General features: G+C 39.5%; 19 protein-coding genes. 2 read left to right on the forward strand and 17 right to left on the reverse strand.

What is annotated here, in order from left to right; translation table 11 throughout:
* Positions 1–84: 84 nt before the first annotated feature.
* The gene (locus AB4153_RS02815) at positions 85–849 is read right to left on the reverse strand and encodes an alpha/beta fold hydrolase (protein WP_371996288.1); all 765 of its coding nucleotides are present in this window, start codon (positions 847–849) and stop codon (positions 85–87) included.
* A 334-nt stretch (positions 850–1,183) separates the two neighbouring features.
* Here AB4153_RS02815 and seqA point away from each other — a divergent pair, with 334 nt between their 5' ends.
* Positions 1,184–1,807 carry a replication initiation negative regulator SeqA gene (seqA, locus tag AB4153_RS02820; protein WP_371996289.1) on the forward strand — a complete coding sequence of 208 codons (624 nt, stop codon included), beginning with the start codon at positions 1,184–1,186 and terminating at the stop codon, positions 1,805–1,807.
* A gap of 22 nt (positions 1,808–1,829) precedes the next feature.
* Positions 1,830–3,470, forward strand: coding sequence for a phosphoglucomutase (alpha-D-glucose-1,6-bisphosphate-dependent) (gene pgm / locus AB4153_RS02825; protein WP_303517174.1), 1,641 nt, complete (start codon positions 1,830–1,832; stop codon positions 3,468–3,470).
* A 142-nt stretch (positions 3,471–3,612) separates the two neighbouring features.
* Here the strand turns inward: pgm and AB4153_RS02830 are convergent, their stop codons facing one another.
* The 16 genes from AB4153_RS02830 to AB4153_RS02905 form a co-directional block, all read right to left on the reverse strand.
* Positions 3,613–4,794: a DUF1501 domain-containing protein gene (locus AB4153_RS02830; protein ID WP_102527257.1), complete on the reverse strand. Its 1,182-nt coding sequence runs from the start codon at positions 4,792–4,794 to the stop codon at positions 3,613–3,615.
* A gap of 1 nt (position 4,795) precedes the next feature.
* Complete coding sequence (locus AB4153_RS02835) at positions 4,796–6,301, reverse strand: DUF1800 family protein (protein ID WP_371996291.1); 1,506 nt, start codon at positions 6,299–6,301, stop codon at positions 4,796–4,798.
* A gap of 335 nt (positions 6,302–6,636) precedes the next feature.
* Positions 6,637–6,801, reverse strand: coding sequence for a hypothetical protein (locus AB4153_RS02840; RefSeq protein ID WP_198589538.1), 165 nt, complete (start codon positions 6,799–6,801; stop codon positions 6,637–6,639).
* A 49-nt stretch (positions 6,802–6,850) separates the two neighbouring features.
* The gene (gene hypA / locus AB4153_RS02845) at positions 6,851–7,195 is read right to left on the reverse strand and encodes a hydrogenase maturation nickel metallochaperone HypA (RefSeq protein ID WP_303517172.1); all 345 of its coding nucleotides are present in this window, start codon (positions 7,193–7,195) and stop codon (positions 6,851–6,853) included.
* Positions 7,195–8,208 (reverse strand): hydrogenase expression/formation protein HypE, encoded by a 1,014-nt coding sequence (gene hypE, locus AB4153_RS02850; RefSeq protein WP_371996329.1) that lies wholly within the window; start codon positions 8,206–8,208, stop codon positions 7,195–7,197. Before hypE ends, hypA begins: the two co-directional genes overlap by 1 nt.
* On the reverse strand, positions 8,201–9,322 hold the full coding sequence (gene hypD / locus AB4153_RS02855) for a hydrogenase formation protein HypD (RefSeq protein ID WP_371996293.1): 1,122 nt from the start codon (positions 9,320–9,322) through the stop codon (positions 8,201–8,203). Before hypD ends, hypE begins: the two co-directional genes overlap by 8 nt.
* Positions 9,322–9,564, reverse strand: coding sequence for a HypC/HybG/HupF family hydrogenase formation chaperone (locus tag AB4153_RS02860; RefSeq protein ID WP_102527261.1), 243 nt, complete (start codon positions 9,562–9,564; stop codon positions 9,322–9,324). The genes hypD and AB4153_RS02860 overlap by 1 nt, the downstream gene beginning before the upstream one ends.
* 1 nt (position 9,565) lies before the next feature.
* A complete protein-coding gene (gene hypB, locus AB4153_RS02865) occupies positions 9,566–10,282 on the reverse strand; it encodes a hydrogenase nickel incorporation protein HypB (protein WP_371996294.1) in 717 nt (238 codons plus the stop codon).
* A gap of 119 nt (positions 10,283–10,401) precedes the next feature.
* Positions 10,402–12,894 (reverse strand): carbamoyltransferase HypF, encoded by a 2,493-nt coding sequence (gene hypF, locus AB4153_RS02870; protein ID WP_371996295.1) that lies wholly within the window; start codon positions 12,892–12,894, stop codon positions 10,402–10,404.
* 9 nt (positions 12,895–12,903) lie between these two features.
* Complete coding sequence (locus AB4153_RS02875) at positions 12,904–14,892, reverse strand: hypothetical protein (RefSeq protein ID WP_371996296.1); 1,989 nt, start codon at positions 14,890–14,892, stop codon at positions 12,904–12,906.
* Entirely contained in the window at positions 14,885–15,439 is a 555-nt protein-coding gene (locus AB4153_RS02880; RefSeq protein ID WP_102527265.1) for a HyaD/HybD family hydrogenase maturation endopeptidase, read from the reverse strand. The genes AB4153_RS02875 and AB4153_RS02880 overlap by 8 nt, the downstream gene beginning before the upstream one ends.
* Positions 15,440–15,442: 3 nt before the next feature.
* Entirely contained in the window at positions 15,443–16,108 is a 666-nt protein-coding gene (gene cybH, locus AB4153_RS02885; RefSeq protein WP_229368617.1) for a Ni/Fe-hydrogenase, b-type cytochrome subunit, read from the reverse strand.
* A 29-nt stretch (positions 16,109–16,137) separates the two neighbouring features.
* Entirely contained in the window at positions 16,138–17,841 is a 1,704-nt protein-coding gene (hyaB, locus tag AB4153_RS02890) for a nickel-dependent hydrogenase large subunit (protein ID WP_371996298.1), read from the reverse strand.
* A gap of 3 nt (positions 17,842–17,844) precedes the next feature.
* Positions 17,845–18,981, reverse strand: a complete 1,137-nt coding sequence (hyaA, locus tag AB4153_RS02895) for a nickel-dependent hydrogenase small subunit (RefSeq protein WP_371996300.1) — start codon at positions 18,979–18,981, stop codon at positions 17,845–17,847.
* Positions 18,982–19,491: 510 nt separating this feature from the next.
* Positions 19,492–21,978: a hypothetical protein gene (locus AB4153_RS02900; RefSeq protein ID WP_371996302.1), complete on the reverse strand. Its 2,487-nt coding sequence runs from the start codon at positions 21,976–21,978 to the stop codon at positions 19,492–19,494.
* Positions 21,979–22,237: 259 nt separating this feature from the next.
* A complete protein-coding gene (locus AB4153_RS02905) occupies positions 22,238–24,472 on the reverse strand; it encodes a multiheme c-type cytochrome (RefSeq protein ID WP_371996304.1) in 2,235 nt (744 codons plus the stop codon).
* Positions 24,473–24,638 lie beyond the last annotated feature (166 nt).

Below are 24,638 nucleotides of genomic sequence, written 5' to 3' on the forward strand. Positions count from 1 at the left end.
CACAATGATGATACGTGGGCTATATCTGCAGAGTTCATTTTTTTAAATTTACACAGATGCCGACCTAACTGAGCCTTATGCTAGTTAACTTTGGTGCTTATCAATAAATTCAACCACTAAACGATTAAATATTTCAGGTTTTTGTGCATGTAACCAATGGCCTGTGCCATTGATTGTTTTTGCGCTTACTTGTGGAAACTGTTTCATAATGGCGCTTGTATGTTCCGCCAATACATATTCAGAGTCACCACCCCGAATGAAAAAACATGGTTTTGGATATACAGCATCAGGCATGTCCCAACCAATAATATGTGGGTAATTTTCGATTAAACCTTCTAAGTTCATTTTCCATTCAAAACCATTATCGGTTTTCTGTAAATTTTTAAGTAAAAATTGTGCCGTACCAAGATCAATGTCTGCGTGAGTGAGGTGATCTAAAGCAAATTTTCGTGAAGTAACATTTGCTAACGGTAAACTTGTTAATCCGGCAAATACTTTTTGATGGCGTGGGCTGTATGCGACAGGGGCAATATCAGCAACGACCAAACTCGTGACCATTTCAGGGTGCAATAAAGCTAACGCCATGGCCACTTTACCCCCCATGGAATGACCGACAAAATGCGCCTCAGATAATTTTAATTGCTGTAAAAGCTCAACACATTCCTGAGCTAGGCTTGGATAATCCATAGAATGCCAATGCTCACTATTGCCATGATTGGGCAAATCAACACGAATGACTTGGTAGTTTTGTTCTAATGCACTGGCTAGGTTTTTGAGATTGTCTGAATTACCAAATAAGCCATGAATTAAAATTACTGCTTGGCCTTCGCCTGATGAAACAAAATGCATTGAGTATTTATCCGTTGTCACGATCATTTAGGCGGTGATTTTGCCTGTAAATTAACTTAAATTTCAACACTTGATGTGATTTTTTCTTGAAACAAATGTTCATTAAACAATCCACCAGCAAATTGATTTAATGAAATTGACTAATTATGAACGATTTAGTGACTTTAGCTCTTTAACCTACAGCGACAGATGGGTAGACTGTAATTATTAATTTGATCGATCAAAATCGATCCTTTAGCCGCCATTATTCAGCATCTTGTTAAAAGAAGTGCACAAAAAAGATTAACAGCATTAGGCGGCATTCGTTTTTTAAGACCAAAGGAAGCAGACTAATATGAAATATATTGAGATAGACGAAGAACTCTATCGTTATATTGCAAGCAAAACGGAACGTATCGGTGAAAGCGCATCAGATATATTACGCCGATTGTTAGACCTTTCTGTTGAAACATCAGAACCTGCAGAGCCTCTTGCTATTAGTCACCCTAGTTTAGAATCTACCAATGACGCCATTGAAATAAAGCCGGTTACAAACAATCAAGTTGCTAACGTTCAAGTTAAAGAAGAAAAAGTTGCAGTTGCTGAAGCTGAAAATCTCATAGACACTAGTGAACATGTTGATGTCGATTTTAAAGATGTTGTGCATGAACATATGCTTGCTCAACAAAAAGGTGCAGTAGGGCGATTTATGTTCTTGTTGGAATCATTGTCTGCATTAACACCTAAGACATTTGAACAAATCTTAAAAATCCAAGGACGCGGGCGTCTTTATTTTGCCCGTTCTAAGGCTGAGTTATTATCAGCAAGCCAATCAGCTAATCCAAAAGAAATTGGCGAGAGCGGTTACTGGGTGACAACCAATAATAACACCGCTAAAAAGCGCACTATTTTATCAGAAGTGTTATTGCAATTAGGTTGTAATGAAGAACTGGCACAATCGATTTCAGAAAGAATTTAAAATCTAAATAGGGAGAACATGGGTGGCGATTCACAATAGAGCAGGAAAGGTGGCGTTACAAACGGATTTGATCAATTTACCCAAATTGATGAGTTATTATTATCGTATCACCCCCAACGTTGAAGATGTGCAACAGAAAGTCACTTTCGGTACATCTGGACATCGCGGCAGTGCGTTAAAGTCGAGTTTTAACCAAAACCACATTTGGGCAATCACTCAAGCCGTAGTTGATTACCGTCAACAAGCTGGCATAAAAGGGCCTATGGTTGTTGGTTTTGATACTCATGCATTGTCTTACGCAGCTTATTTGTCAGTACTTGAAGTATTGACAGCTAATCAAGTCGCTGTGAAAGTTCAAAAAGACGATGGATTCACCCCTACACCCGTTGTATCTCAAGCCATTATTGCAGCTAATGCAAATGGTGGGGAATTAACTGATGGGTTAATTATTACCCCTTCACATAATCCGCCACAAGATGGCGGTATTAAATACAATCCTCCCCATGGCGGTCCAGCGGAAGCTGACATCACCAAACAAATTGAAGCAAAGGCGAATCAATATTTAGCTAAACAGCTATCTGGTGTGCAGAAAGTTAATTATGGCGTTGCACTCGATTCAGGTTGGATTGATGAGGTTGATTTCATCGCGCCTTACGTCAATGCGTTATCTAGTGTGATTGATTTAGAAGCCATTGCTAAAGCTAAAATACGTATTGGTGTTGACCCATTAGGTGGTTCAGGTATTTATTACTGGGAACATATTGCTAAGCAACATGGTTTAAATATTACCTTAGTTAATGAAAAAGTTGATCCGTCATTTGGTTTCATGACATTGGATAAAGATGGCAAAATCCGCATGGATTGTTCATCCCCTTATGCGATGGCGGGTTTGTTAGCTCATAGTGAAAGTTATGATGTTTGTGTGGGTAACGATCCAGATTACGACCGTCACGGAATCGTGTGTCCTGGTTTTGGATTAATGAACCCTAATCATTACTTAGCTGTAGCAATTGATTATTTGCTGACATATCGCCAAGGTTGGTCTGCAGATTTAGCCATTGGTAAAACATTAGTATCAAGTGCGATTATTGACAGAATTTGTCAGTCTCATAATCGTCAATGTTTAGAAGTGCCAGTTGGTTTTAAATGGTTTGTGGACGGCTTGGCAAATAGCACAATTGCATTTGGTGGTGAAGAAAGTGCAGGCGCTGCATTTTTAAATAAAGACGGTAGCACTTGGTGTACCGATAAAGATGGCTTTATTTTAGCCTTACTTGCCGCTGAAATTTTGGCCGTAACCGGTAAAACACCCGCGCAGCGTTATGTTGAACTTACTGAACAGTTTGGTGAAAGCTTTTACACTCGCATCGATAGCCCGATCAGCTTGAAGAAAAAAGCCAAGTTTGAAAAGCTATCTTCCGACAGTTTTACTGACAAAGAGCTTGCAGGTGAAACTATTACTGCTATTTTGTCACATGCGCCAGGTAACAACGCGGCAATTGGCGGTATTAAAGTGACGACTGAAAATGGTTGGTTTGCAGCGCGTCCATCTGGCACCGAAGCGCTATTTAAAATATATGCAGAGAGCTTCATAAGTGAAGATCACCTTGCTGAAATAATCAGTCAAGCACAAGTTATGATTGATGCAGCGCTTAAAGCTTAGAGTTAACATCATTAAAGCCACTTCATAAAGATTTGGCTTTGAAGTGAATGGTAAAAATGCCTGACTATTTAATATGATAGTCAGGCTTTTTAGTATTTTGCTCTTGGTATGTAAGTAGGGATTGAAAACTTATCGCATATTTTTACATCATTATTTGATTACTATATGGCTTATGTAAGGGAAGGACTTTTGCGATGGCGTCATCGCTTAACTGCCAATGTTGCTTCAATATACTGGCTATCCAACTAAAACTATTAGTTGTTGGCTGTAAATCACGTTGTTTAAATAGTTGCTCAGTTTGAAGACCCGGCCAATCACCTAATACTTTACCGCCTTTTACCTGGCCACCAGCAATGAACATTGCACTGCCTGTACCGTGATCGGTTCCTTGAGTGCCATTTTCTTTTACGGTGCGACCGAACTCTGTCGCTACAATCACAACAGTGTCATCCCATTGAGAACCCAAAGAGGACTTTAAGGCTGCTAAGCCACTGTCTAATTCAGTTAACTGTTTCAATAAACGCTTATGCTGATTGTTGTGAGTATCAAAGCCACCCATTTCCAACATGGCACAATCAATGTCATCACTCTTTACTAAGAAATTACCACATGCTTTTGCTAACTCGATAAATTTGCGACTGGTTTTTTTACTATCATCAATCATGGCAGTGTCTTGAAGTGCTAACCCATCGGTTAAATTCTGCAGTAAACTTTTATCATCTTGATATAAGTTATTTAATTGACGATAAATATCGTCATCTGCAGCTTTGATATTTGCTGGGTACCAGGTGTTAACAGCGTTGCTTCCACGTAAGCTAATTGGCGTACTATTGGCAATGGCAATCGCTGATGAAGTTTGTTTACTATATTTACTCGTACTTATAGCAGAATTAGAAAGACCACTTAAAGATCTCGCTAACCATCCAGAATCTAAGTTATTTAAATTACCGCCGCTTTCGAGGTAATCTTGACCATCAAAATGTGAGCGACTTTCATAACCTGATGATACAGCGACAATAGGCAGTAATTGCTTGTCTAAGTACCATTTATGTAAATGAGTTAAAGCGGGATTAAGCCCAAACTGGTTATCTAATGCTAAGGCACTTTTCATCACGCTCTTAGCTAGAGTAGGCCGTAACGTGAGTAAGTTGTCGTCTTTTATCGGAACTACAGTGTGCAATGGGTCTAAAGCGCCTCTAAGCATGACCCAAACTAGATTCTTTTTATTGGTTTTGATATCGGTTGCTAGTGCTGATGTCGATACTCCACTACTTAACATCACTAAACTGGCACCGAGTCCTTTGATAAATTCGCGACGTTCCATGTTATCTCCTTAAAAATTCAGGACTCAATAGCAGTAATGCAAGTGCTTGATCGCGACTTTCAGCTCGGGTAATGGTCTTATAAGATGACTCTGTCATGGTTTGACCAAAAGTATTTACAATCAAATCTGCTGCCATTTGTTTACGTTGTCTCTCCGCTAATCTCACCGACCAGTTAATTTTGGTCATCAGCGCATTGGCTCCATTCCAATCTTTCTCATCGTCACTAAAGCCTGCTGGAGAATTAGCTTTAAAAGGCTGCTGACCTAACTCCGTGATTAACTGAATCATTTTTCGACCTTTAGGCACAGAAATATCAAATGCTCGATAAGCTGAGATAACAAACTCTGTGGGTGTTTTAAACTTCTGCCGTATAGGTTGCCATGCCTCTGTTGAGCTAATCATGGTGATCATCACTTGTTTGATATTCCCGTTAGTGCGAATCCAGGTTTTCACTAATTGATTTTGTAATGACGCGGAAGGTTTATCTGCAATAAAGTGTTTGGCTAACTTATAACAAAGATGTTTTGCAGTTTGAGGATGCCTTGCTATATCTACCAGCATGGTTTGCCCTTGTTCAATACCGGATTGAGGGTACTGTTTGCCAAGTAACTTTCTTGTGCCTGATTCATGGCCATTTGAGCGAAACATAAACCCGGTTTGTTTGTCTCGTTTTGGGTTAGCAATACTCCATCCACTAATGCCTTTTGCTAGTTCAATCACATCAGTTTGTGAATAGCCGCTATTTACCCCTAAGGAATGTAATTCAAGGATTTCACGGGCGAGATTTTCATTTAACCCTTTGCCTCTTTTACCTAATTTTGAATTAGCGCCAAAAGACTTTTCATTGTTTAAATATTTAATCATTGCTGGATGGGCTGTAACAGCAAGCAACATATCTTCAAACGAGCCTAATAGATTAGGCGCGATAGCCTCACGTTCTAGCGTCGGTGCTAGTCCTGTCATGAAAGGCCCTTGAGCTGTAACGCTGAAGTGATTAGAAAAGAATTGTAATAGCCGCCAACTCAGGGAGTTCGGTGAGTCAATTGCGCTCTGTAAACTACTGGTGGTTAATTCAATAAAAGCTTTTCTAAATGGCGGTTTGTTTTTCGGCTTTAGAGGAGCAGCCTTGACATTGTCTGTCGCATCTGAGTTAGCCATACTTGTATCAATAGACATACTGTTAGCAGTTTCTGTGGGTATATTTATACCTACAGTGCTCGTTTCAATCGCTTTTCTATCTCGTTGTTTCTGTTTTTGATAGTCTGCTAAAAGCTGCATTATTGAATCAGAACTATATTGAGTGGGTAAAAACTTAGGTATGACTAATTGATTAATCAAAAAGGCTTGCGGATCTTTTTCCGCATGGGTTAATTCGTTAGGTTTTGCGCCGAGACCAAAACGATTTACTGCAATCACGGCATTATTTTGTGAAATGGCATTTTTAGTTGAAATGAAGTCTGCAGCTTCACTTACAGTAAAAGGATCATCTAGCAATTCTTCTGGCATCACGCTTCCTTGAATATGTCTTAATTAGCTTCGATTAAACTGTATGAACTTCATGATTAAACATAACCTATTATTTTATTAATTAGTAAAAAGTGACATAGCTTTACATTGCTTTGCATAAATGGACATGACTCTGATTGTTTTATGTTCAAAGTTGGAATAAAAACAGCGATAGGAGATTAATACGATTCGACATAAGCGTTTGCAGTTTGTGTGTATCTCAATTTTACAATGTAATAAACACAAGTTTGCTTCAAAGATGGGGCAAAAAAATAACCTACTTTAAAACGAGAGAGCCCTGTATCTAGAGCTCTTCGAGAGATATCTATCGTTATTTATTTAGTTTTTTGATAAATAACAAATGCGACGATTGCAACCAGTGTAATTGCTGGTGCTAGTTCATATAAATGATGAAATAAGCCCATACCACCATGACCTTCATGGGCAAAAACAGCCGTCGGTGCAGTCGCGAATAATAGAGCAATTAATTTAGTGTTCATTATTAATTTCCTTTTGTAAGAATTGATTCTAAGTACCTAGTTTGTTTTATTACGTATTCATCTCTAATTGCATCAACATCATTTCTTCACCTTCAACCACTTGAGTGTTATAACTCATACATAAAGGGCAGATAACATTTCGTTGTTCAAGCGTTGTTTCTTTATCACATTGCCTACATTTAATTATTAAGGGCTGTAGCTTGATGTTAAGGAAGGCTGACTTACAAATTGTTTCCAGTTTAAAAGTATCAAATGCACGCAGAAGTAAATCTGGCTCAACACCACTAAGAACGCCCACTTTAATATCAACCCTCACAATACTGGTGGCCTGGTTATCTTTGGCTAACTGCTCAATTTGTTCCATTAGTGACATGACGATGGAGTATTCATGCATTAGCAAATCCTTGGCAATAATTCACCTTGAGGAATGTTTAAGTATCGACTGCTTCCCCATGGGGTATTTAAAATGACTTTGCCATTGTGCGCGTCTGTGACATAACCAATAATACTGGCCTGATCGCAATGACAATACTGGGTCATGACTTCTAATGCTTTATCTGCTGCGGCTCGTGGCAATGCCATGATGAACGTCCCCTCATTGGCTAAATCATAGGGTTCAAAACCATATAGCTCACATAAACCTTGCACTTCGGTCGAAACAGGAATCAATTTTTCATCGACACTAATGCCAACATTAGATGCCATTGCCCATTCATTTAATACTGCAGATAAGCCACCACGGGTTGCATCTCTCATTGCATGAATGTCAATATTTGCTGTGATAAGTTGCTCAACAATAGGCCACAGACTTGCACAATCACTGGTTAAATCTGATTCTAAAGACAAACTGTCACGGGCCATGAGTATTGCAGCACCGTGGCGTCCAATATCCCTTGAAACAATGATCACATCATCATTTTGAAGATTGTTGACTGATATGCCTTGTTTGATAATTTTGCCGACACCAGAGGTATTGATGAATATGCCATCGGCGCAGCCTTTAGGGACGACTTTGGTGTCACCGCAAACAATATGAGCGCCACTTTGCTGCATTTCTTCAGCCATGCTGGTCACAATAGTTTGCAGATCCTTTATGGCAAAACCTTCTTCAATAATAAAACTACAACTTAAATATTCTGGCAGTGCGCCCATCATGGCAAGATCATTCACTGTTCCAGCTATGGCTAGTTTTCCAATATTGCCACCAGCAAAAAATAAAGGGTCGACAGTAAAAGAATCAGTAGTAAAAGCCGTTGCGCCTGATAGTTGTAACTGAGCTGAGTCTTCTTGAGATGTCAGAATTGGATTCGCAAACGCAGTAAAGAACATATCGTTAATCAATGCATTCATTTCTTTGCCACCACCGCCATGACTAAGTTGTATTTGTTCGAACTTTTTATTAAGCATGAGATACCCCAGCATATCGATAATAAGCATTACAAGCGCCTTCAGAGCTCACCATACAGCTACCTAATGGAGTTTCAGGAGTACAGCCACGCCCAAATACTTTGCAATCAGGTGGATTAGCTATGCCCCGTAAAATATCACCACATTGACATGCTTTATGATCGTTGATTTCTTCTGTAGGCAGCACTGTTGAATAAATAATTTCAGCATCGCGATGGGAAAATTCATCTTTAAGACGTAAAGCCGAATTGGGAATGGGGCCTAGTCCTCGCCACCTAAAACTGTCTCGTAGGGTCAAATATTTGTTGATTAACTGTTGAGCTGCAAGATTGCCGTCTTCAGTCACTGCTCGGCTATATTGAATATCCAGCTCAGCAATTTGGGCATGTTTTTGTTTAACGATACGTAAAATTGATTCCATAACATCAACTGGTTCAAACCCTGATACAACAAGCGGTGTTTGATATTGCTTTACTGCAGGTCGATATACTTTAGCGCCACTAATGACACTGACATGAGCAGGTCCGATAAAAGCATTAACCTTACACTCTGTATCAGCCATGACAGTGTCAATGGCGGGTGGAACAAGCACATGGTTGATGTGAAACAAAAGGTTTTCAATGTTTTGTTTCTCTGCTTGATCAATTAATACTGCAGTCATAGGGGTAGATGTTTCAAAACCAATAGCAAAGAAAATGACTTTTTTATACGGATTCTCTTTGGCTATCGTGATCGCATCTAAGGGATCATAAAGCGGTCTAATATCTGCGCCTTTAGCCCGAAATTTAGCCAGGTTCCCCTTAGACCCTGGTACTCTAATCATGTCACCTAATGTCAGTAAAATCGTATTGGGTAACTGGGCTAGGGCTGCGGCATGGTCAATTCTCTCCTTAGGCATAATACAAACAGGACAACCAGGGCCGTGAATAAATTTGATGTTTGCAGGTAGTAGTTGGTTCAAACCATATTTCATTATCGTATGAGTATGCCCCCCACAAACTTCCATGATATTAATATCCGTTTCGACTTTACTTGCGATTTTTTTTATCGCTTGCGACAAAGCTCGTATAGTTTCAGGGTTTCTGAACTGCTGGTATAAATCAGAGAGTATCATTAGGCTTGCTCCTCAAGGGCTAGCTTTTCAACTATCTCTTTGTAGAGTGCTAAACTTAAGTTGGCTTCTGTTTCATCAATTTTATTCATCACGAAACCAATATGGATAAGAACAAAATCTCCAATTGCTAATGGTTCCGTCATTAAATGAGCACTGACACGTCGCTTAACACCTAATGTATTAACGGTTACGCTTGCATCATCATGTAATTCAGTCACTTGTGAAGGAACAGATAAGCACATATTACAATTCCTCTTGATGTTTAAGGATCCACTGAGCCACAGCCGTAATCGACTGTGGATCTTTTACTGAAACAGGCATTAAAGTGACATTAGGGTTTAATTTTTCGAGTTGTTTACGACACTCAACTAAGGAAAAGTTAAAGTGTTCTACTAAATCCATTTTAGTAATCAGGACTAGATCTGCGCGGCGGAACATGACGGGGTATTTTTCAATTTTGTCATCGCCTTCAGGTACAGATAATAAGACGATGTTGTGGTGGGTACCTACATCATAACTGGCTGGACACACCAAATTGCCGACATTTTCTACAAAACAAACATCGATAGGCTTTAGGTCAATATGGTGTAATGCTTGATGCACCATGAAAGCGTCTAAATGACATGCCGAACCCGTTTGAACTTGGTATGCCTCAATTCCTTTAGCTATTAATCTGTCAGCGTCTCTTGAGGTTTCAAGATCGCCTTCGATTACCGCATATTTTTTAGGTAAGTATTCATGTAAGTGCTCAAGTAGGGTTGTTTTACCGCTCCCTGGACTACTCATGAGATTGAAAGCTGTCACTTTATTCGCTTCAAAGTGCTGTCGATTATGTTGCGCTTCGTGATCGTTCTTATCTAAGATTTTATGAATAACAGATAATGTTTTGGTGTCATTAAGCTGTGGATTCGTATGAAGGTTTGAGTGATCCGTTAATGAACATCCGCAATCTTGGCACATACTTTAACTCCTTTAAAAACCCTATTTACCATTGTCGTACTGGTTATTGTTTATTCAATATTAACTCGTCATTCATTTGATACTTTGATTGACATCAGTAAATCGAAACTCTTTAGACTCTAATGCTGGGTTTGTGATTTGTTCAGTTGTTGGTAGGCATACCAAATTTGTCCTAATGAAATGCCTGCATCATTTATGGGAACCAATTTGCTTGGTAACACCTTATCTAGTGAATAATTAAAATGACGATTTAGATGTTGTAAGGTCATTTCATATAACAATTTATTTTGAAAAACACCGCCACATAAAATCAGCTTATAGCTCGGATATAGCTTTGCCATGTAGCAAACAACTTGGCTTAAACTTTCGATAAACTCTAAACACAGTTGGTTAGTCACGTCTGGCAGGTCGTTGCTATTTTTTGTGTTTATTAAACGTGTGATTAACTGATAGATAAGTTGTGAAGGTTCAAAAATTTGAATACTTTTTGTTTTTGTTTTTGTTTTTGTTTTTGTTTTTGTTTTTGTTTTTGTTTTGGTGAGGGGAGTTACATCATTAATAAGATCCTCATTTGAGATTATCGACAACTTACCTAAGGTCGATGGGGCACTGATTAGATTGTTAGCGTCATTATATTGTTCTGTTTCAATAGCCATATTTGCGTGAGTGCTTATCAGCATTCCAGCTTGTGCTTCAAAATCATTTTCAATTATAAGGTTCAGGGCAACTGCAACAGCATCGAAAATACGTCCTACCGAGCGGCACTCAATACAAGCGCTGTTATTAAGCCACATGTTGTGAAGATTATTGACTGTTGATTTATCCATTTGCTGTATGGCATTAATCGGCAATGTCATGACTTCATCAACAGACATGGTGTCGAATAACAAGGCTAACAGAATACGTACTGGTTGCTTTATCGCTTGCTCACCGCCTATCAGTTTAAATGATCTAAAGTGCGCTTTAACTTCAAAATTATGCGCATCTGCAAGCATACATTCGCTGCCCCATAATTGGTTGTCATCTCCAAGCCCTGTGCCATCGAAGCTAAATGCTAAGACTTGTTTATCATAATTGTTGGCAGCGAGAACACTCAATACGTGAGCATAGTGATGCTGAACATTGGCAAACGGGAGTTTTTGTTCATTGGCCTGTGACTTAGCCCATTGTGACGATGTATATTCTGGGTGCTTATCAGCGATGATTTGTTCTGGTGTAAATTGATAAAGGCGGCGAAAAGTATTGATTGTTTGCTCGAAATATTGATTAGTTTCTAGATTATGTAAGTCACCAATATGTGGACTTACAAATGCATTTTCGTTAAACGCAAAACACAGGGTATTTTTCTGTTGAGCGCCAACAGCTAATAGGTGATGCTGTAATTTATTGCTTAAAGGGATGCTAAGTGGTGCATAACCTCTTGCGAGTCGAATGACTTGGATCTTATCGTCAATGACTTGCACCACACTGTCATCGCAGGCATTAACTATTGGCCTGTTATGATCAACAATTCCGTCTACCACCTCGCCAAGCTTTTGTTTGATTTCATTACCATCGGTAATGATAGGTAAGCCAGAAATATTAGCACTGGTTGCAACTAACGGTTTTCTAAAGGCTTCAACTAATAGATGGTGCAGTGGTGTATATGGCAGAAATATACCTAAAGTATCAATATCAGGCGCAAGCGCAGGACTTAGGTTAATCTCCATATCACTTCGCTTTTTCATCAGTGTAATAGGGTTTTCTGCTGAACTAAGGATTTGCCATTCTTTAGGTGTACCTTCAACCATTTGACGAGCATTAGGTAAATCGGTTGCCATAACCGCTAAAGGTTTAGCTTTACGATGTTTGCGCTGACGTAGACGTTTTACTGCAATATCATTAGTGGCATCACAAATGATATGAAACCCACCTAATCCTTTTATGGCAATAACTTTTCCATTATTGAGTTCACTAACAATTTTGCTGATTATTTGTTGGTTGGTAAGAGCACTAAAACTGTTTGAATTAGCTGTACAGTCGATATAGTTCAGTTGTGGCCCACATTTGGGGCAACTGACCGGCTGGGCGTGATATCGTCGGTTTAAAGGATCGTTATAGGCATACGCGCATTCATCGCACATCACGAAGTTTGCCATTGATGTATTGATGCGATCGTAAGGCAGATTGTTAATGATGCTATAACGAGGCCCGCAATTGGTGCAATTGGTAAATGGATATTGATAGTGACGGTTTTTGGGATCGCGCATTTCCAGTAAACAGTCACCACAAACACTTTTGTCGGCAGAAATAGACACGACAGCTTCATCACTACTTGTACTTGTTTCAATAACAAAGTGTTGCAGTGAGCTATCTATAGCTTCTTCTTTTATTAACAACTTGTCGATACGTGCGAGAGGTGGGGGATTGACTTTTAGTTGATGTACGACCTTATTGATATCAGTATTTAAACCTTGTAAATGAATACACACACCTTGTTGGTTATTTAACACTGAACCCACTAAATTGGATTGAGTTGCAAGCCGGTACACAAAAGGTCTAAACCCAACCCCTTGTACGATGCCGTTTATATTTAACCTGACTTGTTGGCGATAACCACTATGTATTGTCATCAATGGCTCCTATCGACGTCGTTTAGCAAGGTACAAACCACCAACAGCAATGTTGGCACCTTCTAAATCAAGTTGACGATTCACAACTAAAGGATAGTTTTTGCCAAGTCGGATACACAATCTGTTTGCCATGACTTCATAACTAAAGTTGTTTCCGGCTAACACTACCGCATCTATGCCTTGCTCTTGTTCTAAATGATCTATCCAGTTACTCAAATAGTCGGTTAATGAATCAAAAAAACCAAAGGCTAAAATGGCAGGGTTGGCACCCGCTAATTTAAAGCTCATTAGACTTGCGAGTGTTTTACGCCAATTAATAGAACGTTTATGTAGGGCATTGTTATCTTCACTATTAATCGCACACAGCGGAAAATCGACTCTAGGAGCATTATTGCCATGATAACTTTGCGCCAATGCGTGGAATTTGTCTGCTAACTCTTGGGCATTACAAACAGGGGTGTTAGCAACAGGGGCGTTAGAAAATGGTGAACTAGGACCATTCTTTCTAACTTGTTCATCAGGTAATACTATTAACGCTGCGTATGCCATAAAGGTTTGCAAGCTAACTGCCTGAGTCCCTGAAGTTAACGTAAAATCAGTTAATATCTTGAATACTTCAGGGTAGGCTACACAATATTTGTTAAATATAGTGTTCATATCAGAGGACACTAACTCTTTAATTAATTGCTGACCACTTTGTGGCAGTGTAGGCATTTGTAAAAATGAACTAATTTCTCCTTGCTGATTTTGAGTAATCACAGAGCTTGATTGACTATTTGATAAATAAATACAAGCGAGCTTTTTAAGACTAGAAGAAGCCTCTAATGAACTATTAATGCTAGTGACACAACCCGTATTTAATAAACCAGCATGTAAAGCACAAGTTGCTGCGTCTATACCTTGTAATGGTTTTTGTTGAATCAGACTGCTAGCTAATGTTTCATTTGATTCAGTAACGGTACATTTCAACGTATTTTTTTGCCACGACACATTATATATATGATTACCTTGAAGATATCGATTGTCATCGTGCTTTGGCATGGGGGCTTCAAAGTTTAAGTCAGTTGTCGTTTGGTTTTGAACCCACACATTATTGACCCAAGACACGCTAAGGTTATTTTGTGGCTTTTTGATATATAACCAATTAATTTGTTGTCTTTTTAATAGTGCTGCAACACGAATGAGTAACCGGCTGTCAGCGAAAGTCACATTGTAATAGCTTTCATTTAAATCTTGATTCAGTTCACTCCGGTCGATGTTTGATTTTTTATTCGGGGCAAGCTTTAAAAAAGGTTTCTCGAAGCTAGATAAAGCAAGAGACTGGTGCTGTTTAATGATAAATGAAGATGAAATAACAGCTGGGTGGGTAATCAACACTTGCTGTAAGGAACTTAATTCTAAGAGATTAGGATGTAATTCTGTGGTTTGATTAGTAATTATGGGATTCAAGCTCAAACAAAGTGAGTTATCTTGCTGGCCAATCCAAACTTCTTCACCTTGCAGTATCCTGTTGACTAGGTTTGATATATCTTGCTGATTGAAACCAATTTCATACTGTTTAAGGTTGCGCTCACCTAAACAGTGGGGGCAAGGAACGGCTATTTCTTTATATAAGTCTTTATCTGAGCTGTTATCTAAGTTCGAAATCAATGGCTCACATTCACTGCAATAACCTTGATGGACTGCTTGGTGTTGTAAACACGTTTTAGTGCCTTTTCTTACGTCGATAGCAATGACTTCGGCGCTTTTAAGCCAAATTGAATATAAAAATTTAGCCGCTATTTCATCAGCTAATTGGGCTAATTCAGACTGTGAAGCTTCTACTTCAATAAAGTAAGTATGTATCGGTGTGAATTGGGCATGTTGAGCGATTTGGCCATTATTAATATTATGGCCAACAGTAAAATCAAAACGGTTATCCGCGAGGTATGAATTACAGAGATCTGCATATAAAGGAATATCGCGATGGCAAAAAAAGTTAAAACTGATTTTAGGCATATGCTAGTGTTCCGCGTTTATATGAATCAGGAATAAGTGCGTTAATATCTACTTCAGCTTTTTGCTGATAAGTAAACCCTTGTTCAGTAAGGTGCTTAAGTAATACTTTTTCCATAGTGGGGACCGCTGCTTGGATAGAAGGTGTCAGCCCCAACGTCATCGGTTCTATCACTGTTGGTGTAACCCCCACAACATGGGTATCAGGTCTATCGCCAACCATTTCCATCATGATAAGGGTTTGCAGCATCTCAACTTCATGAGCGCTGCCTTGCCAATCGATTTCCGGTGGCGCTTGATCAAAGTTAAAATAATATACTTCACCTGGATTAACTCCTGGACTGTTGACAGTATCAACAACAATTAAGTTATCGTAGCGACATAGAATAGGGATTAACCCTTGTGCGAGTGTGCCACCATCGAGTAAATCAATGCTGTCTGTTGGGTGGTAAAACTGATATTTCTCTTGGATATAATTAACGAAATGTACGCCGATACCTTCATCAGCGTACAGTACGTTTCCTATCCCGATGAGTAGAGTAGTAGACAAGGCTTAGTGATCCTTATGGTAATCATAACCAGAGACAATTGAGTCAACAGAGTTATGTTTAAAGCGAATACCTGACCAAACAGCCATGTAAACATGGATAACCATGAATACAATAAATGCCCATGTGATAATGTGGTGCCAAATTCTAACTTGTGCCAGTCCTCCCATAAGGGCAGTAAACCAAGCTGAAATCTCCCATATTAATCCACCGAATCCTTCATGGTACACATTAGCGTAAAGCACTAAACCCGTTATACACATGAATAATGCTGCCAATGAAATTCCTACATAAGTGACGAATTGTAGTGGACCATATACACCAGCTTTATTAAGGTGCCCCATCCAAATGTAAGATTTAATTTGGGTTATCCAGCTGTTAATACTTAATACATCTTTAACTGAACGTCTTTCAATGGAACTCCTTCCAAAGAAAAACAGATAAAAACGCACTATGGTGACGCTGGTTAATGCGAAGCCAAAAATAACATGGGCAAAACGTATCCATCCTTGCACTAATACATCGGATGATTCTGGTGCCACTAAAAATGGCCAAGAAATGTAAAATCCAGTAGCTATGAGTACTACAATCGATAATGCCCTAATCCAATGAAATATTCGGATGGCAGGCGAGAAAATTAATTCTCTATGATGGGTAGCAACCTGAGTCATAATCAATTCCTCTTTGGTTTGCGAAACGATTAAAGACCATTAGGGTCAATACGGAACTCACCCAAACTTGTGCCTTTGTAGTCCATGACATGAACTGCACATGCCATACAAGGATCAAAAGAGTGAATTATACGAATGACTTCAAGTGGTTTACTCGGATCTTCTAGCTCTAAGCCTATTAACGAAGCTTCATACGGACCAACTTTACCGTTGACGTCTACCGGCCCAGCATTCCACGTAGTAGGGACAATCGCTTGGTAGTTTTCAATTTTACCGCCTTTGATCCTTAACCAATGACTGAGCATGCCTCGCGGCGCTTCAATCATCGCGTGACCAACGTACTCTTTCGTTGAATCAATCTCAGGCGTAACGTAAGTACTTTCATCTGTCTGCATGTTGATAAGCATCGCATCAAATGTCTTTAACCCTTCTTCAGCGACAATAACAGTTTGTAGCATCCGAGCAGCTGTTCGACCAAGCGTGGTAAATAAGGCTCCAATGGGTAAGCCTGTTGCCTCAAGTAATCCGTTTACTGCACTAACGACGACTTGGTTTCCACGAGCATAACTCACCAATAATGATGCCAGAGGACCAACTTCAACGGGTTCGTCTTTGTATCGAGGTGATTTAACCCAGCTATATTTTCCATCGCCATCTACTGTAGGTAATTTTCCGTAGACAGTATCTCGTTCGACGAAACCGGTGTAATCGGGTACGGTCGTTCCGTCATAGGGATGTTGTGGGCCATCAGCTTCATACCATGCGTGCGTAACATCTTCTTTGATTGAATCTGGGTCAATGTCTGTCACACCAGCAAGATCGCCAGCCATTATCACGCCTTGATCAAACATGTATTGACCGTCAGCCAGCACAAAGTCATTAGTTGCCATAAAGTTGTTTACATTAACGCCCCCTAGCACACTTGGCTCATTACCAAAGGCCGCTGCAGCCATCACAATATCGGCTTTATATGCGCGAATAATAAAATCTTGCACTATGGCATGTTTTTGCTTCCATTCTTGCAAACGAGCAGGGCTTAACATGTCTCGAACAGAAGTGACGCCACCTACAACTAGCGATTGTGGGTGAGGGGATTTGCCGCCGAAAATGGCTAACATCTCTGCAGCGACGCGTTGAACTTCTAACGCTTTTAAATAATGTGATAAAGCGATTAAGTTTTGCTCTGGGGTAAATCGATAGGTTCTATTACCCCAATAGGCATTGGCAAATGGCCCTAACTTACCTGTATCCACGAGACCTTTAACGCGCTCCTGTGCAGCGCGTAAATCACCTTCACCGGCAGCGATAGGATTTGCAGTGTATTTACCTGCCTCTTGTGCTGCTAATGCGGGATCCGCGCTCAATGCTGAAACCACATCAACCCAATCTAAACCATGTAAATGATAAAAATGAACAATGTGGTCATGCATATACAAAGAGGTTTGCATCAGTGAGCGCAAGTATTTTGCATTTAAAGGAATTTTCACACCTAATGCATTTTCTACCGCTTCTGTTCCGCAGCGATAATGAGAATAAGTACAGACACCACATATACGTTGAACAATAAGGCCCACATCCATCGGAGTACGACCTTTTAAAATAACTTCAATGCCACGCCATAAAGTAGAAGAAGACCAAGCCTTTTTAATAACATTATTTTCATCAACTTCGACTTCTACACGCAGGTGACCTTCGATTCGAGTAATAGGATCGATTACAACACGTTTGTTCATGAGTTATTCCTCTAAAGGCTTAGCAAATAGACTTGCGACAGCATGTGCACCTATACCAACAACGGTTGCGCCTAGTATTACAGCGCCAATGGTGTCAGCTGTTGCATCAACCCCATGCAATAACTGTCTCCCTAATGGTTTCTCGAAATCTGCCATGTCATCCCAGAAATTAGGTTCTGAGCATCCAATACAGCCGTGACCCGCTAATACTGGCCAGCTTGTATGATGATTAAAACGTTCAGTAGGGCAGTTGTTGTATGTGTACGGTCCTTTACAGCCCACTTTATATAAGCAGTAGCCATCTTTTGCGCCTTGATCGCCAAATGTTTCAACGAATTCGCCTGCATCAAAACGTCCACGTCTTTCACAGTTATCGTGTACGCGTGCGCCATAAGCCCATTTAGGTCGATTGAACATGTCAAGCGCAGGTAGTTTTCCAAACATAATGAAATACATCAAAGTGCCGACAATATTTTTTTCACTTGGCGGGCAGCCGCCTAGATTAATAACAGGTTTATCAATAACGTCTTGAACACCTTTGGAACCCGTAGGGTTTGGCGCTGCCGCTTGAACACCACCGAACGCTGCGCAAGTTCCCACCGAAATAATCGCCGCAGCACCTTCAGCTGCCTCTTTGACAATCTGCATTCCAGTGTGGCCTTTACAGCCAACAGTTAGAAATGCACCGTTATTTGCTGTTGGAATGGCGCCTTCAACTGCCAATAAATAGTTGCCTTCGTAGGCTTCCATGGCATGTTCAAGGTTTTCTTCAGCTTGCCAGCCAGAAGCTGCCATTAATGTTTCGTGATATTCCAATGAAATATGATCGAAGATTAAGCTGTCGAGGTTGGGCGTATCAGTGCGGATTAGCGACTCAGAGCAGCCTGTACATTCGGCCATATGTAACCAAATGAGTGGAACTCTGTCAGCCAGCTCTGCGGCTTCAGCTACTAAGTTGGTAAAAGGAAGGGGAAGTGCAAGTAATGCGGTTACTGAAGCACTCCATGTCATGAATTCGCGTCTTGTTATGCCGTTTTCTTTTAGTTTTTCATCTAACGTTACGGTTTGTCGAGGCGCTGTTTCACGTAGTTCTGCTAAACGGCTTTTACACCGATGATATAAAGCTGAATGTGTATCCATGTTATAACCTATTCCGTTTGGGAGGAACAAACTGCCTGATCCCAATATAACGGGATGGATAGATTAAATATTGACCTGAATCAAAGTTGAAACACTTGATTGAACTTTTTATGAAACAATCGTTGTTGATTTGTTTTTAATCAATTAATGCTAATTAAGGACAGTTTCAACTGAGCATAATTTTTGATAAAAGTTTGATGTTGAGCAGTTATTACGAAGGGTTATTTCATTTTTTGCAATTTGAATTCCGAAAAATGAAAATGCGGATGTTACATAATGAAAAGTGAATTAAGACAAACGCAAACGGAAATGACGTTACAATTTGCTAATGGGAACAATCTGTATGACTCCATAACGACTTGAGGTTTACATATACTGCAGGCTTGACATGATGTTTTTTATCACAAAACACTCAATAAATTTTGTTGAGCTATTACTCTTTCTAGATTGACCAATTTCTAGATTAACCCATTTTTAGATTAGCGCATTTTTGGATTGATAGTGTTCAACTTACTGACTCATCGAAATCTTGCGTAAGCCCCAATTGGTGTCAGTTGCAGGGCTAGATATGTTATTTAACCATTTAAGCTCTATGATTTTTTCACCTGTAGTGTCTATAGGAATTAGAATTGACGATTGTTGCCACTCTGTGTCTGAGGCGGGCACAGTTAACTGAGCCTTTGACTCACCATTAACGATAACTTCTATTATAAAGCCAGAGTAGTTGTCAGGTAGTTTTCTTTCTCCAGGTTTATTTATCGATTCAAAATTGATAGCAATATCTTTAGTGTTTTCTACGGTAACTTTCCAGCTTATAGCAGCATCACTTTTCCATACGGATCTGGCTTGTTCATCTTCGTAATAAGACCAAGCCCAACTATCTTGTAATTTATAAAAATTGTTAATGTTAACGTTTAAATCCTGGATAGCTGAATAATCACTTATATCTATTTGGCTGATCCCTTGGGAATATCCAGCTACAAATAATTGCTGAGAACATGTTGAAAAGACTAAATCAGCTATACCAATTCCGACATTAGCATTAATTTTTTGCCAATTGATACCAGCATCATTACTGATATGTAATTCACCTTCGTTTTTGTGAATCCAATTGGTTAAACTCACGACAATTCGTTCTGGATTAAGTGGATCGATTACCATGGCATCAACAGCACCTACGACGTTAAAGTCTTTAACCAGTTCCCATTCACTTTCTGGATTTTGCTTTTTGAAGACAGCAGCTCCATGTCCGTCCTGTTCAGAATTAGCAGAACCAGCATAAACAGCGCCATCCTGACTAACTACAAGGTCATATACATACTTCTTTTTAAGACCAGTATGAACCCATGTCTCACCATCATTGTTGGTACTATAAACCCCGTTGGATGCTGTACCCCAGTATAAAATATTGTTTAATTTATCTTGATCTAAAGCATTATAAATTCGTTTACTCGGAGGCTTAGTAAGCGAGCGCTGCCATTCATATCCACCATTCGTAGAAATATATAAACCATGACCATCAATGCCTAAATAGAACTTGTTTGGATCATTTTTATCAGCGATTAAAGCTCTAGCATAACCTTTGCTCCAAATTGGCCAGTCTGTAGAATAATAAGAAGGAAGTCCCTGACTGACACGCTGCCAAGTCACGCCACTATCTTCGCTGATGACTATTTGGTTTGCTTCAGATTGCCAGGCGCTGCTGGTGGCGATTATTTTTTTAGATTGAACAATAACATTCCAGAAATGTCCCGCCATATCGTTATCAAAATATTGGTCTGTAGCGATTGGTAAAAGTGACGTGGGTTGTCCATTTGTTGGGTACCGGATGAGGCCAACGTCCATTGAAGCGGTAACAACATCACCATTTTCAGTAATAGCAATACCTGAACCCACAGTGTTAGAGGCGCCAGTTTTGAAATTTTCAGTCCAAGTCTCGCCAGCATCAATACTTCTCCATATGCCCCAATAAGTCGTGAAGTAGAGTATGTTTTCATCTTTGTAATCAAAGTTTACCGACATGATTTTACTGATATCGTTATGGTTCCAACTTCGGGTTGGGTTTGTATTTGAATAATCAATTTCTTTTAAACTGTTTTGCCAGGTTTTCCCTGAATCATGGCTGACCAAGATCCCCGACTTCCAATCTTCATACCAAGCAACTATAAGACTGAACTCTCCTAAGCTATTACTCTTGACCGCGAGTCTATGTGCCACACTCGTATCAGAGATGTGTGCTTCTAGATTAAGAGATTCCCAATGCACACCGTCATCAACAGAAATTAATACCTGATTGTTGCTGGTAGCAAATAGAGATTGCTGGTCATTTAATCCAGCTACTGTGAGATCCAGTGTCGTACTCGGATGTTGTTTCGTCAGTTGCCATTGATTGTTTAGCTGACGAAAAATATAACGGCTAGTTGATGTGCCTGCCACTATAGTACCTTGATTACTAACAATAAGACTTGAAATTACTTCTTCTGATGGGGTTGTGATCAGTAGTTGAGCATGTTCAGATTCATAACGATAGATATTGCCTTTTCTGTCACCAAAAATGAATTCAGTTGGCATTGACTCATCGATAGCGATGTTATTGAACGTTTCCCATCGTTTGAAATTTACGTTATCGGGGAGGTTGTTGAGATCTTGCCATGTTTCACCACCATCAATGGTTTTAGAAATACCTGATTTTGTTGTTGCGTAACCAATGAGTGGTTGAGATGTAGAAAAGACAATATTCGATACACTCAGGTTAGCAAGACCTGAATTAGTTTGTTGCCATTCAGCTTCTGCAAAACCCGCATTCCAGATCCCTGAAACATCCGATGTTAAGTAAACTTTATCGTTGTGGCTTAAAATTTTAGGGTAAGCACCGCCACCAGACCAGTCTAATTGGTGTTGGTTTGTTGGACAAATTTTGACTTGTTCTGCTAAACAAGATGATATTGACAATATAGCCACAACTAATGTGATACACCGTATAGAAGTAATATCCATATTCAATTTATCCCTTAGCGTCAAATTCATCTTTAACTTTTAAATAAAGTAGTACTCAATATTATAGTGAGATGGTGGATTAATAACGCCAACTTTAGTTGGAAATACAGTTATAACGATGAATTATACTCAGCAATGCTTTCGATTTTGCTACGAATATATTGCAGCACTCAAATACTCAATATGCATTCATATAATTGCTTCCTCACTCGTTCACATAGAGAGGAAGCCATTATTTAAAGAATGATTGTCTTATCAATTATTGTCCTATCAATTGTTGTACAACTTGCGGGGGGACTATCTTAGCAAGTTGATTGATACAAGCTTGTGTCGTTGGATCTCGATGCCTAATTTTAAACTCACAAAGCGCATATAGATGTTGAGGATTGCCACCAACTTCATAAGCCTTGCTAAGCGACTTCATTGCTTGGGTAACACTGACTTTTTCTTGCGCAAGACCTAGTACATACCAGTATTGTGGGTTAGTCGCTTCAATCTCAGTTGCTTGCTCTAAATAATCAATCGCACCTGTTAGTTGTTGCTGTCTGTAAAGATTTAAGCCAGCGCTGTACCTTAACAATGCTGCCTTTGGTTGATTCGCAATCCCTTTTTTTAAGGTCGCTAATGATTTCTCATCATCACCCAGTTGACGGTATAAGTCTGCAAGGTTTGCATAGCTTGTTGCAAATATTGGTTCTATCTCGATGGCTTTTAAGTAAAGCTTTTCTGCTTGCGTTATGTTGCCTTTAGCGTTGTGAATATTACCGAGGTTCATCAATCCGAAACCTCGGTCAGAATTGAATTGTTGAATTTCAATATATTCATTTAAAGCAGGGTTCAATAGTGCTCTTTGATCATCATTCATATTTTGCCATTCACTCACCAAAGTGCTGGCAGTTTCAGTTCTGACAGCATATACAGGATCACTGAGTAATGGACTGACTATTTGCCAGCGGTCATTAAACGGATAAGGAGCAGAACCGGTTAATGCACCTAATCTTATTTGAGGGTCTTTATGCTTTATACCTCTCATCACTGCGACCATAGTATTCTGGCTTGGGAATCTATCCATTCTACTAAGCGCCGAAGCCCGAATAATGTTGGATTCTAGGTGGTTTTGAGCAATATATGAAAGCTTATCTCCACTTGTTTGCACACCGGCAGATGCTTGTGCGAATGCTAACGAAAAACTGTCACTGTTTTGATAACTGGAGTCTGGAAATTGCTTTTCAAGGGCATTAACAGCCCATTGATTAGATTTTTCATTGTGACAAGAGGTACATACGTTTGGTGTGCCGATTTTTTTACTAATATCAGGTCTAGGAATTTGAAAACTATGATCTGCTCTAGGGTCTACTTGCATATAGGTTGTTTTTGGCATGTGGCAGGTTACACATTGAGCAGCTTCAGTTCCATCTTGGTGTTGACTATGTTTGGCTGAAGTATATTCGCTAGGTAAATGGCATTGAAAACAAATTGATTCAAGTGGCGCTTTGAGTTTAGTACTGTGCGGATTATGACAATCACTACATACAACGCCAGCAGCGTGCATTTTAGATTGTTTGAACGACCCCATGACAAAGACTTCCTCGTAAATTTGTCCGTCGGGATAATATAAATTTGGTGTGATTGCATTTAGATTATATTTATCGAAAAAATCACCTTTAATAGGGTCATGACTGTTATTGAGTTGTGCTCTTCTACTATGACATTGGGCACAAGTATCTAACTGATCGGAATCTGTCAGTTGTTTAGGTTGAAGTATTTTTTGTCCTTTCGTAAATTCCCATGAGCCAACTTTAGGTTTCAAGTTACGATCAAAGCCATTTAAGGGATTCGTATTATTAGGAGTTTGAGCCCATATGATGTGCTCGCTTGCCGGCCCATGACACGCCTCGCAGGCAACGTTAATTTCAGACCAAGTGGTGTTATAGGTGTTTGTTTTACTATCATAGTTTTTGTCGATGTTTGTAGAGTGGCAATCTGCGCACATATAGTTCCAGTTTTGGCCATTATTAGTCCAAAAAAACTCATCATGTACATCCATGTCAGGATAAAGATTAAACCAACGTTGGCCACCTTGGCCTTTATCTCTGCTATCCCAAGCTAGTGGAATAAGTTGCACTCTACCATCCGGAAATTTAACCATATATTGTTGTAATGGCTCATAGCCAAATGTATAGCTAATTTCATAGTCATGGCTTTTACCGTCAGGTCCTTTGGTATTGACCCAATATTGAGTGTTTTTACGATAAAACCTATGTGATTGATTGTTTTCTTGAAGTGTTTGATTATCAAAATTACCGAGAACGGAATCTTCACTAGCATGGCGCATGGACATATCGTGATGAGAAGCTTGCCAGTCAGAATACTGTTGCTGGTGGCAGTCAATACATTGTTCAACACCAACATAATCAGCAGCGACAGAGTGAGTTTGATGTATAACAAAAATGATGACTAAACAAATAAAAACAACTAGCTGATTGAATTTCATATTAAAACTGCACCCAAGATTAATTAACCCTATCTTAAGGTCTAATTAACAAATCACCAACACCAAACCTGTGACTATTTGTAAAATTCAATCTCACTATGAGTTAATCATTTTTATAATGAGAAAGGCTGCCTACAGCAGCCTTTACACCAACATCTATAAATTG

It is taken from the genome of Shewanella sp. 10N.286.52.E4 (assembly GCF_041468785.1).
In the GTDB taxonomy this organism is placed as follows: domain Bacteria; phylum Pseudomonadota; class Gammaproteobacteria; order Enterobacterales; family Shewanellaceae; genus Shewanella; species Shewanella electrodiphila.